Source organism: Paenibacillus graminis, assembly GCF_000758705.1.
GTDB lineage: Bacteria > Bacillota > Bacilli > Paenibacillales > Paenibacillaceae > Paenibacillus_AQ > Paenibacillus_AQ graminis.
In genome coordinates this window covers 3,530,136-3,542,745 of sequence record NZ_CP009287.1, presented here as the reverse complement: position 1 = coordinate 3,542,745, position 12,610 = coordinate 3,530,136, and the positions used below count along the sequence as shown (strand labels likewise).

Genomic DNA, 12,610 nt, shown 5'->3' with positions numbered 1-12,610 from the left:
GGCTCAGGTAGGTGCCAATATAATCAGAGGCTTGGACTAAGGTCTGGGCGAGGGTTTTAATCGCATCTGCTTGCAGGTACAGTGTGATGAGATTCATAATCATCGAAAGGACGGCAGTGATTGCCCCGCCTGTTAAACCACATTTTAGCATTGCTGGCACGAAGCTTCGCGCCGTCGGCGATTTTACCGCCAAGGCTTTGATCCGCTTTTCCGGTATCAAAATCCGCCATGATGCTGCCCAGCGTAGCCGGCTTGCTGCTGCCTGGAAGCTGCTTCGTTTCTCCATCCTTGAGATTCGCTTTTCTGCACCAGCGCAGGTCCAGCCCCCCTTCTTCCACCGACTCCATTTCGGTGTCGTCTGTTATTAAGCTTCTTGTCCGCAGCCAGACCTTCCTCCTGTGCCTGTGGCGCAGCGCCGCCTTCTGCTGCTCCTGCCCCCCATGAGCTTGGAGATGTCCACACCCAGCAAATGGTTTTCAAAACAAAGAACAAAACGGCTGCGCGTCCTTGATTGGATAAGTCAGCCGTTTTGAATTTCAGTTTAGCATTGCCTGGAGGGCGCTGCATGAATCCATGGGCAATTCCAAGTGGAAAAAGGATCATTAATTTGCCCCAGACACCGGTCTCCGTAGCCTAAGTTGGAAAAAGGATCACTAATTCAGCTCGTTTCGCTCCTGAGTGAGTAAAATCACCCATTTAAGTTTCCTTTTTCCACTTATATCTCCCATTTGTTGATTTGGAGGGGAAATAAGTTCCCTTTTTCCAACTAATTCTCGGTTTTCGTGTCAATGACATTGGCAAAATCATTCACATAAAACGAAGCGGTATGTTTGGGAACGGCGGGTTTGGCCAAGCTGAGCGACGGCAGCAGCAGTACACTGAGCAGCATGGCGATAAGTGCCGATTTAAAAGTTTTTTTTCATACGTACCCCAGGCTTGACATAGAAACCTAACTTCTATATCAGTTGCAATCATTATGATTTGAGAATCAGAACAAGGAGGCCGGAATCAGCTTGCGTCCGCCTTTAATGAGCGTGGATTCCAGCATGTCGCCCTTTTCACCGCCAAAATAAAGCTGCCAGTAGACGCCGAAGCGGACGCTGACATCATTTTTCACCAGCTCCGGCGGTGTAACGATCAGCCACTGGAACCGCAGTGCCTTGGAGATTTCAAATACCGGATCAAGCACGTTATTGGAGACCATTTCACCGAACGGATTGTCATATAAAAAGACCGTCCAGCCTTTATTCTCGCGGTTGACCCGCTTATGGGTCATGATCATCATCGCCACCAGCAGCTGGACCGACTGGCGCTGTCCGCCGCTGCCGACCGCTTCATCCAAAGCTCCGCGGTTGATGACTTCCCAATCCGAGTAGTGATACTCTTCCGGAGCGGCATAGAGGAAATAATTCTCCGTCACCGGCTTATAGACCTGCAAGACCGGGAAGCGGTTCTGCAGGGCAGCGTAGACAATCTTGCCGTCGCTGATCAGATCCCTTACCGCCGCTGCCGGCGCCTGTTCAATCTTGGGGAATTTCTCCAGGAGGCTGCTAATGCAGCGGTTGAAGTAATCGCTCACCAGCGGTTCGATATCTTCGGTGGTCTTGGGCACATTGATGTTTTTGTAATTCAAACGCACCAGCGGGAACGCATGGCCATTCTCGTTGTGGATCATCATCCGGCGCTCCATGCGCTTCAAAATGTCAACGATCTGCACTACCCGCTTAGCCGCCCGTCCAACCCACATTTTACGGGACAGCTCCATACCTTCCTTATCGCTGCGGATGCTCTCAATCTGATCCTGTGAGCTCTGGAGCATCGAGTCCAGCACCTGCAGCGCAATGGAGAAGTCCTCCCAATGCACGGTGTTCAGCCGTTCCTGGATCTTGGTTTCCAGCTCGGTATTCCAGCCGCTCTTGGCAATCCTGCCGCTGAGTGAGGTTTTCTCTTCCTTGACTTTGCGTGAAATTTCGCTCCGTTCACTGCGGCTTTCCTTGCTGCGCAGCAGCCACTCTGCCACCGCTTGCTCGCAGGCCTCTCTTGTGCGCAGCTGCACCTCTTCAGGAATGTCACGCAGCTGCAGACGCCCTTCCACATGGGTTTCCATGACTTTGCTCTGGCTGGCGAGTGTCTGAAGCCACTGGTCCAGTGAAGCCAGGGTCTGCTTGCAGCCGTTCAGCGCATACTCATTCTCGCGGGACCGTTCCCGGATTTCTTCCTCCTTCGGGTCCAGCGGTTCATTCCAGAGCTCCACAGCCCGTTCATGCTTTTCCTTGATTGACTTCTCTGCTTTGGCCAGCTGCTTCTGCAGATTGTCCAGCTCCGTCTGACAGCGGACGAAGGAATCCCGGACAAGCTGATAGTCCTCGTCCAGCATTCCTGTGTCGCTCTTCTGCCGCGTTCTGGCTGCCATGATCGAGTCAGGCGTATCGCCCGGCTCACGCACATTGCGCCAATTCGCCTCGATCTGCTGCACGGCTGCTTCAAGCTCGGCCAGCTGTTCAGCCGTTGCTTTGATCTGTGCGGCCCTTGTGCGGATTTCCAGCTCATTGCGGCTCAGGGAATGCTGAAGGCTCTCCAGAGTACTTAGGGTCTGAAGGAGCTTGTCCTGAATGGAAGCATCAAGGGGGAACTCCGGCTGATCCTCTGCATGTCCGGTTGAGGAAGCCTGTAGTCCGGCCGGGAAGACAAGCTCAGGAAACCAGACTTGCAGCCTTGGGAACAAGGAATACCGGGTATCTCCAACCCATTTTTCCCGTTCCAGGGAGGTGCTGTCCAATTCAGCCTTCAACTGTGCGAGCTGCTGTTCCTTGCCTGTAATTTCTTTATTCAGCTCGCTTTTGCGGTCAACCGCCTTCTGCTTGTCTTTATAGTCCTGTTCTTGTTTTTGGGTCCTTTCATTCCACTCACGCAGTGCTGCCGCTTTCTCGTCCTGCTCCGCTTTGCCGGCTTCACATTCGGAGATTTCCCGCACTATCACACCTATTGCAGCTGCGTTTTCATTTATTTCTGTGTTAAGTTCACCCAAGCTTGTGCGCAGCTCGTTCTGCAAGCTATTCAGAGCTTTCAGCTTGCCCTTGAGGCTAACCGAATGCTCATTCTGGAACAAGCGCTCATACTCCTGCCTTGCGGATTTCAGCTTGGCCAGATATCCCTCCGCATCCTGCAGCTCCGCTTCCTGCTCCTTGAGTCTTGCAGAGATCCCCTGCTTCCACTCCAGAAAAAGGTCCGGCTGCAGCACCATCTGCGGGCCTTGTCCGCCCAGCAGCAGAAAAGGCTGCTCCGCCGGCTGCGCCATCTGCTCGCGGATGAAGACCGGGACTGCTGATTTGAGCAGCAGATCCTTCAGCATTCCAGGCTGCAGCTTGGCAGCCTCTTTCTCCGTGACAATAAGGCCGTAAGGCAGCAGCGGATGCCGGTCCAGCTCTTCCTCACGGATCAGATAAGGCTGATCGTTCAGAAAGGCGCTGCCCAGCATCGAGCTGATCTTCAGCGCATCGAGCCGGTCCTGCACTTTCAACAGGTCGCTGTTCGGCAGCCAATAGGTTTCATGCTGGAGCTCAACATCCAGCAATTGATGATAATAATCTCTTCTGAGCCGTTTGGTCTGCAGCTCAGCTTCGTCCAGCCTGCGGATGAAGCGCTCCTGCACAGCAGCTTTTGCTTCGAACAAGCCCGTAGCGCCCAGCTCGTTATGCTCATTATACAGTTCCAGCAGCACGACCAGCTGTGACCAGAGCTGTGATTCCCGGTTCAGCTGGTTATCCAACTGTTCCTGCAGCTCCCGCTCCTGCTGCTCATGGGCAAGGAGTTTCCCGCTGGCCTGAGTATGCTTCGTATGCAGCTTGAAGTGCTCCTCGTCTGCAGCCTTGCGCCGTTCATTCAGCGTAACGATATTCTCGGCGAAACCTCTGGCAGCAGCGATGGCCCGCTGAAGCGATGCAGCCGGTGAATGGGCAGCTTCCTGCCCATGGCGGGAGGCAAATGCCCCGAGCGCTTCCGTGTATTGGCGGATGGAGGCGGTCAGCTCGTGAATCCGGCTGTCCAGGCCGCCCAGCTCCAGCAGACAGCTTTCGCGTTCCTTGCGGCGGGCAGCTTCTTCTGCGCTCAAGGATTGCTGGCGGCGGCTGAACGCCGAAATCTGCCCCTCCCACAGCCTGGACACTTGCTCCCACTGCTGGCGCAGCTCTTCCTTCGCAGCTTGCACCACCTCTTGGCGCTCCTTCATTTCAAGCGACCCTTCGATGGCTTCAATCTCCTTCTGCCACTGCTCCATCTGGCGGAGCTGAAGCTTCCGCCGGGCCAGATAATGGGCCACCTCCAGCTCTTTTTCCTTCGCTTTCGAATCTTCCAGACGCTGGCGGGCACGGCTCTGATTATCGCTTATCTTGTTGAAATCCTCCTGCTTCCGGTCGGCCTCCTCTTTGCTGCGCAGGTAATTCAGGTTATCCGCTTCAAAACGCAGCTGCCGGGCCTCCTGATGGAGCTGAACCAGCTCGTCTGCTTTTTTGCGGCGCCCCTCTTCGGCTGTCTTCAGCTCGTCATGGATCACGGTGTACATTTGCCGCCCCAGCAGCTCCGTTTCGCGATAACGAAGGTCCGCTTCCGTCCCCTGCTTCACCAGCTCATGCAGCGGCGCAGCCAGCACGGTAAACTCGGCAAAAGCCTTCTCGCGCTGCTCCAGCATCGGCAGTCTCTGCGCAACGGTCGCCGCGTCCATAAACATTTTCTGGAGCGAGCCTTCCTGCTCAGGCAGGCCTTCGTTCAGGCTGGTGCCGATCTCGGGAATAATAAGCTTCTCGAACAGATTCTGGTTCGTAAAGGCATCATTTTTCTGAAAATAGCCCTTAATTCCACCCTCTTCACCGTTAATCCGCCGCATGTTGCGCCACTCGCCGATATGGATATCCCGTTCCGCGAGGAAATTATAGTATTTTTTGAGATCCGAGCTGTGGCTTCCGAAGGAGGCCATTTCTCCCCGGTGGTCCCGTACGAACTGTTGAATGCTCTCGAAACTCACGGGACCACCGGCATCGATGTCATAGAGCGGCAATGTGGAAAGTGTAAGCTCAGCATGTTCCTCATAGTCCAGCAGTGCATAGAGCAGATAATCGACCTTGATCTCAAGCTGGTCTACAGAGCTGTGGGCCGTCATCGCGATACCGGTGGTCATGTACTCATTGCGGTCGTTATTATCGAGCCGCCATTCAATGGCCACGTGAAAGGTATAGGGCTTGAGCTGTTTTTTGTGATTATGGAAAAAAGCCTCAACCTGATTCTCATTGTCCTTGCCCCAGGCCGCTTTCGGAATCAGCAGCTGGAAAATCGATTGCAGCAGTACACCCTTGCCGCCGCCGTTCATCAGGGTAATCAGCGTGTTGGCCGGCCCTTCCTCATTGCTGAGGTCCAGAACCATATCATCATATTTTTTGAGCATCTTCTCATATTTAAGTCCGGCAATCCGAATCCGCTCAATGCGCGGCATGGGCTTCCCCCTCCTTCTCCGTCAAAGTGCGCCCGATCAGTGCCTTCAGTTCCTTATAACGGTCAACATCATGGTACAGATAACGCATTCTTTCATATAATTCTTCACGGGGGAAAATCCGCTTCTCGTTCTCCGAGATGAAGACCAGATGCTCCTCCTCCAGCAGCTTCATGCCCTCATGAATCAACCCGATCCGGGAGCTCGCTCCTCTGCTTAGAGAATCGGCTTCCTCCTGGCTTTTGGTCTGCATGTAGAGGCTGGTCCAGACCTTGTGCATCGCCTGGATGTCCAGGCGCCACTGCCTGCTGAATCCGCCCTCGCTGTCCATTTCGATCCATGCCTGAAACAGCGAGGATACCTGATCGGAGATTTGAATATAGGACATGCTGTCCTGACCCGGCTTGAAATGGTGCTCATCCTGGTCCATCTCAGCCAGGAACACCAGAATAATGATGTTGATGATATGTAAATGGGTTTTTCGTTCAATCCGTGAATATTTGTTCCTGAGTTGCGTGAAGTTGCTGGCAAAACCCGAGCCCAGCGGATTGACCAGCAGGTGCAGGCGGTGCCCCGAATTCATTATCCGGCAGCCTCCTTCTTTGGCCATGTACTGCAGGGCGTCATAAGCTCCGTTGTCCTGAAGGCATTCTGCGGCTGCGGGATCATCCAGCGAAATCACCTTCCGGCGCAGCAGGTCAAAAAACAGCCGCGAAGCCTGCTGTAATTGTTCTAGCGAATAGTTCATGCTGAATCATCTCACCTCTCTACGATAGTTATGGTATAAGGACTCATTTCCAGACCGGGCCAGGAGACGTTTCGGCGATGGCTGCCTTGAATCGTTGTGCGCAGGACCTTGCCGCACAGAACCGTAAGCTCCGGATTTGCCGCCAGCAGATGCCGGATTAATGTCTGGCATTCATCTGCCGCCCCGCTCTGGCTGTCGGCGTCCTGCGCCTGCACAGTAATTTCCGTGTGAAAAAACTGCGCCCACAGATCAACCGCATCCGGAGTACCCGACCATTTGCGCTGTTCCTCTTCTGTAAATGCTTCTGCGCCAAAGGTAAAGCTTCCTTCTTCCGCCAGTCCTTTAAAAACAGGCAGCCACAGCTCGGAAACTTTTGCCCAGGGAATAGACTTGGGTGTATATGGGATACTCTCTTCTTCACCGGCTTCGTCCGGCTCGTCTAAAACATCTTCGGGCAAAAAGCCGGCCTCCTGCTCCTCCCAAGCCCAAGCCAGCGGATAGATAAAATCCTGGCTGGGCGTGAACAGCCCGCCGATCAGCAGTTCCAGACTGTCCGCATCCGGCAGCCCTTCGGACTTCACCCATTCCTCCCAGATATGGGTGCGGAAATTAAAGCCCCCGGCTCCCCAGAATAGCTCAGGGAAATTCAGCCGCAGATTCGTCTCCGCCTCAAAGATGCTCAGCACCACCTCAGCCAGCTCATCATGCACCCGTCTGGACAGCTCCACCCTCTCCGAGAGCTGGCGCAGCTCATTGAAGTCGATCACATCCTTCTCATCATTGGCGAGCCGGGCCAGCGAACGATGGATGTTATCGAAATGCCTGCGCTCTTCGTCAAATTGCAGGTGAATTTCCTCCAGGCGCCGATGCCGCAGCACACCGTATTCACTGAACATATGCTTGGGATTGCGGCGCAGCGCATTGCGGTATTCCTGCTGCTGCTGTGTCATCTTCCGCACCCGTGAGATCAGCTCGCCCACATCCTGCATCGCCCGTGTGACCCGTCCATGCTTGATGTGCATCTGAATTTCCAGCAGCTTGATGCTGATCTGAAATTCTTCAATAATCTCATGGCTCATGAAGATCAGCTCCATGGCATATTCCGACAGCCGGTAGACGGTTCTCCCGCTCTCCTCCCAGCTGGTGCGTGTAGCATCCTCGTCCACCGTAAAATATTTATATTTCTGCACGGCCATCTGCCGGGACAGATCATCATAATAGTAGGCTTCAAAATCCCCTCCGCTTCCGCTCCACAGCAGACCGTCCACCAGCCGCTCCACAGATTCGGCAGTGCCAAGCTTCGTAATATTGAACCGTTCCAGTGAACTCCAGGCCAGCTCCACAATATCTTCCCTGGCCCTCTGCTCGTTGGACTCCAGCTCCAGATAATAGACCTGAAGCAGCACACTGAGCGCTATCATCTCCTTATAAGGCTGCAGCTCGCCGAGATTCATGCCTGCCCCCAGAGTCCATAAAGGGTTAAGCCGTTGATTCCGTTCTCCAAAGTCACTCCAATTCATGCTTTACGCCAACCTCGCCATCACTTCGTAGTTTAGGACTTCCTGGGGAATCCTGTTGTTCACTTCAAGCAATTTCTCGATACACAGCTTCAGACGGGGGACCGCAGACAACTCCTGCAGCACAAGCTCTAAGTGGGACGCGGTACATTTCTGTTCGTTTGCATAAGGGTATGTTTGTTTTGCAACATCGACCATGTATTCATAAACTGTGAGCGCCAGGTTCAGCTTGAAGTGCGGATAGCTGAGCTTCAGATTTCCGTAAATATCCCAGCCCGCCTTGTCCAAATCGCCAACATAGAAGATGGAAGCTCCAACGGGGTCCACATCCAGTTCTTCAAGAAACATTAAGCTGCTGGCGATCTTCCAGCCTTCACCGTAAATCAGCATATCCGGCTGCAAGCCGCAAACGGATTTGCCTGCTTTGATCAGTCTTTTGGCAGAGTCATAAAAAGAATGATTCTCCGAAATCAGGATAGAACGTACAGACTGCAAGGGCTCCGGATAATACTCAAAGTGCTCCCGCACGGTCACTGCCTTAAGGTTCTCCAATGTAATGCCCAATCTCGTTAAGAGCTGCATGCCTTCTTTCCCGGACAGAAACTTCTCATCGCCGAACAGCTCTAGTGAGCGTTCTTCCCGGGTGATGATTTCCCGTTCTCCTGCGGACTGCAGAAAAGTATATATCCGCTCTATGTATTCCCATATTTGTGCAGTCTGCTCTGCGGGATGGTTCATATAGTAGTTAATCTTCAGCGGATGCGCAGCCAATACCCGCAGCATGGAAGCCCTGTTCCAGCCTTCCGTAGTGGACGCAGTTTCAGCCAGCCAATAGACTTCATCCAGAGCAGAAGACTTGTATTTCTTTGGCCGGATAAGCGGGGTTAGATACCCTTCAGCTAAAAGCACCTTCATCCCCTCCTGAAACTTGGAGAAACCGCCTGCATCCACATAATCCGAACGGTACTCGTAGGTACCTATAATTTCTTGCTCAAGCTTCTCCAGCTTCAGTTTGGTTCTCGTTCGGCGCACTGCACCGTATTTGCACTCAATGACCTGCATGATTAACTCTTTCAATTAATCACCTCATAAAATAACATAAACCCATATCTGCCCCATGAAGGGTGGAGTATGGGCTGGGAAGATCATGCTCAATTTCTGCTATCGGGGAATATATGTTTCTATTCTAACGTTTTCTATTATATCAATGATTTAAAGATATGGCTATTTGCATTTCATATTAATGAAGAGAAAATTTATCAGCCTGATAACCGCATTAAGGTTTGATTTGAAAAGAACCCGCAAAAAGTCTTGTAAAAACAAGGTTTTTGCGGGTTTAGGAATTTAAAATACTTGTACAACTTCTTTAATATCATCGATTTCCTCAAGAATTGCGCGCTCAATAGCGGCTTTTAACGTAATCGTTGCACTTGGGCAACCGTGGCAAGCTCCCAAAAATCTTAATTTAGCTACGCCGTGCTCAACCTCAACCAATTCTGCATCTCCGCCATCACGCAGTAAGAAAGGACGCAGTTTGAGAAGCACTTCCGATACTTCATCAAATAAAATACTATTTTCCTCCATTATGCCAGCTCCTCTCATAGTTATATCAACTGTCAATTCAAGCCTGCTTCATTCTGGATAGTCTGAGTGATCCTTTGCTTTTTGCATCAGTGAAGCTTCTTGATCCGAAAGCTCCATTAAAAGCGTATAAATGGGTTCTGTAGGTATCATCACGCCACAACTCGCGCCCAATCCTAACAGCATATTGAGGTAGAACTGAACTTTCCTTTTCTCACGGGTAATTTGAGTTAGTTCTGCAATATCCGAATTTTTTTTCTTCATTAATAGCACCTCGTACTTCTTTAAAGAGCAAAAGTTAAATGCTTGATTTATAAACTATATAAATTGAACTTGTGATTTTTTCTATTTCGGGATGGGTCGTGACTCCAGAGAATGTTTGGACTTCCGGCCGCTGCCCATCTGCAGATTTTTTGATGGTATGCCGCTGTTCGCAGTGGAAATCCGCAGACAAAGGCGGACGCGTTCGCTTCTACAGTTCCAAAATTCACCTCCGCCAAGTTCAATCCATATAGCATATCAACCGATGCTTCCTTCCATCTCAAATTGAATCAGCCGGTTCATCTCAACCGCATACTCCATCGGCAGCTCTTTTGTGAAGGGCTCGATGAAGCCCATGACAATCATTTGCGTGGCTTCTTCCTCTGTAAGGCCGCGGCTCATTAGGTAAAATAACTGTTCCTCGGATACTTTAGATACGGTAGCCTCATGCTCCAGCGTAATCTGATCGTTTTTAATTTCATTGTAAGGAATCGTATCCGATGTCGACAGGTTGTCAAGAATTAGCGTATCGCATTTGATATTGGACTTGGAACCCGCGGAATTGCGGCTGAAGCTGGACAAGCCCCGGTAGCTGACTTTGCCCCCCTGCTTGCTGATTGATTTGGATATAATCGTGGAAGTGGTATCGGGAGCCAGGTGAATTACCTTCGCACCGGCATCCTGATGCTGCTCCTTGCCGGCTACGGCAATCGACAATATTGACCCCTTGGCCCCTCGCCCTTTCAATAGTACCGCCGGATACTTCATCGTAACCTTGGAGCCGATATTACCGTCTACCCATTCCATCGTGGCATTTTCCTCTGCCACAGCCCGCTGGGTCACCAAATTGTAGATATTGGGTGCCCAGTTCTGAATGGTAGTGTAACGCACACGGGAATCCTTCCGGCAAATGATCTCAATGACCCCGCTGTGCAGAGAACTGGTGCTGTAAATAGGTGCTGTACAGCCTTCAACATAGTGGATAAAGCTTCCTTCATCGGCAATAATTAGTGTCCGCTCAAATTGCCCCATGTTTTCAGAGTTAATCCGGAAATACCCTTGGATAGGCACCTCGCATTGTACCCCTTTGGGAACATATACAAAGCTTCCACCGGACCATACCGCGCTATTAAGTGCTGCAAATTTATTGTCAGCTGGGGGAATAATAGTACCAAAGTATTCCTTAAACAATTCAGGATATTGCTTTAAAGCGGTATCCGTATCCAGAAAAACAACACCCTGCTCCTCCAGATCCTGCCGCATGCTGTGATATACCACTTCCGACTCATATTGAGCGGACACACCCGCCAGGAACTTTTGCTCCGCTTCGGGAATGCCCAGCCTGTCAAAGGTTGCTTTGATTTCAGACGGCACTTCCTCCCAGGTCTTTCCCTGCTTTTCTGAAGGACGCACATAATATTGAATCTCATCAAGATTAAGCCTATCCAAATCTGCTCCCCACCGGGGCATCGGCATTTTATAGAATTGCTCCAACGCTTTCAGACGAAACTCAAGCATCCAGTCCGGCTCTTCCTTGATTCGGGAAATCTCCCGCACGATCTCCGGGGTCAGCCCTTTTCCTGATTGGAAAACAGACTGATGCCCGTCACGAAACCCATATTTATAGTCGCCCATATCAGGTGCGTTTTTAGCCATTGATGTCACTCCTTTGTCCCTCATATAACTTACTTTGATCTACGATTTGAATTCCTGTGATCTGCCCAGCTTTCTCTCCACTAAAACCTGCAGGCGGCTGCGGACTCCCTCCAGCGGAATCTCTGAAATGACAGGAGCCAGGAAGCCAAAAATAACAAGATATTCTGCTTCATTCCGGGAGATCCCCCGTGACATCAAGTAATAGATCTGCTCCGCATTCACTTGTCCCACGGATGCGGCATGGCCGGCTGTGACGTCATCCTCATCAATCAGCAGGATGGGGTTGGCATCGCCGCGTGCTTTGGGACTCAACATCAGAATACGTTCTGTCTGCTGGCCGTCACAATGGGTTGCTCCTTTTTCAATCTTGGTAATCCCATTGATAATGGCCGTTGCCTCTTCACGCATTACTGCACGTGTAATCATCCGGCTCACAGAGCTTCTGCCAAAATGTTGGGCTTGAGTCGTATAGCTTAACTTCTGGTAGCCCGAGCCTACAGCTATCACCTTGGCATCAGAGATGGAGCCGTTGCCTTGGAGCAATGTCTTGGTATCTGTGGCAGTATAACCATTATTCATCTCCCCGGTAATCCATTCTACCGCACCATCTGCAAGCACAACCGCACGCCGCTCGGTAAAGTCCGTTGTAGCAGCAGCAAGCTGATGAACCGAAGCAACCTGCACCTTGGAGCCTGATCCTGCAAAAACTTCCATCACACCATTGTGTAGAACCTTGATATCCTCACTGCCAGATATGCAATTGTCTACATAACTGATCTTGCTGTTGTTTCCGGCCACAATCAGGATATGCGGTGCGAAACGCGCCCCACTCATGCTGCTAAAAAAGATCGCCTGAAGCGGCACCTCAACCTCTACTCCATCCGGGATATATAGAAATACACCGCCGCTCCATACGGCACTGTGTACAGCAGATAGCCTATGCTCTTCCGGTTTTACAGCCTGACCGAGGTACCGTTGCACCAGTTCCCCATGCTCTCTCGCCGCCGTATGCAGATCAGTCAAAATCACTCCTTGTGCAGCCAAATCAGCAGACAATTCGGTATATACTACATCTGAGTTATGCTGAACGATAAGCCCGCCTTCCACCGGGAAGTTGACCAGACTGTGGACTGCCTCGTGCGCCTCCTGCAGGTCCGGCCACATTTTCTCAGCTTTGTAGACTCCATGCTCATGAATATCCCAATGCTCAAGCTTTATTTTTTCCACTTCTGGCAGCTCCAGATCTTCTGCCTTCTTAAGCGCCTGTAAACGTTGCTCAAGCAGCCATTGTGGCTCGGCCTTGGCTTTTGACCAGGCGCACAAGTCATCCGCATCCACTGAAACTCTATTTAGTACATCCACTGT

At 51.4% G+C, this 12,610-nt stretch carries 10 protein-coding genes; all 10 read right to left on the bottom strand.

The features are described from left to right. Positions 1–56: 56 nt before the first annotated feature. Entirely contained in the window at positions 57–347 is a 291-nt protein-coding gene (locus PGRAT_RS14740; RefSeq protein ID WP_025704377.1) for a hypothetical protein, read from the bottom strand. A 419-nt stretch (positions 348–766) separates the two neighbouring features. After that, entirely contained in the window at positions 767–889 is a 123-nt protein-coding gene (locus PGRAT_RS34650) for a hypothetical protein (protein ID WP_272945704.1), read from the bottom strand. 99 nt (positions 890–988) lie between these two features. After that, positions 989–5,485, bottom strand: a complete 4,497-nt coding sequence (locus tag PGRAT_RS14735; protein ID WP_025704378.1) for a coiled-coil domain-containing protein — start codon at positions 5,483–5,485, stop codon at positions 989–991. Next, on the bottom strand, positions 5,472–6,230 hold the full coding sequence (locus tag PGRAT_RS14730; RefSeq protein WP_025704379.1) for a DUF6063 family protein: 759 nt from the start codon (positions 6,228–6,230) through the stop codon (positions 5,472–5,474). Before PGRAT_RS14730 ends, PGRAT_RS14735 begins: the two co-directional genes overlap by 14 nt. Before the next feature lie 11 nt (positions 6,231–6,241). Next, complete coding sequence (locus PGRAT_RS14725) at positions 6,242–7,750, bottom strand: hypothetical protein (RefSeq protein ID WP_155990329.1); 1,509 nt, start codon at positions 7,748–7,750, stop codon at positions 6,242–6,244. Positions 7,751–7,753: 3 nt separating this feature from the next. Beyond that, positions 7,754–8,824, bottom strand: a complete 1,071-nt coding sequence (locus tag PGRAT_RS14720) for a hypothetical protein (RefSeq protein WP_025704381.1) — start codon at positions 8,822–8,824, stop codon at positions 7,754–7,756. A gap of 267 nt (positions 8,825–9,091) precedes the next feature. Continuing rightward, positions 9,092–9,331, bottom strand: a complete 240-nt coding sequence (locus tag PGRAT_RS14715) for a NifU family protein (protein WP_025704382.1) — start codon at positions 9,329–9,331, stop codon at positions 9,092–9,094. Positions 9,332–9,379: 48 nt separating this feature from the next. Then, positions 9,380–9,592: a hypothetical protein gene (locus PGRAT_RS14710; protein ID WP_025704383.1), complete on the bottom strand. Its 213-nt coding sequence runs from the start codon at positions 9,590–9,592 to the stop codon at positions 9,380–9,382. A gap of 255 nt (positions 9,593–9,847) precedes the next feature. After that, positions 9,848–11,245, bottom strand: coding sequence for a Fe-S cluster assembly protein SufB (gene sufB / locus PGRAT_RS14705; RefSeq protein WP_025704384.1), 1,398 nt, complete (start codon positions 11,243–11,245; stop codon positions 9,848–9,850). Positions 11,246–11,284: 39 nt separating this feature from the next. After that, positions 11,285–12,607 carry a Fe-S cluster assembly protein SufD gene (sufD, locus tag PGRAT_RS14700; protein WP_025704385.1) on the bottom strand — a complete coding sequence of 441 codons (1,323 nt, stop codon included), beginning with the start codon at positions 12,605–12,607 and terminating at the stop codon, positions 11,285–11,287. Positions 12,608–12,610 lie beyond the last annotated feature (3 nt).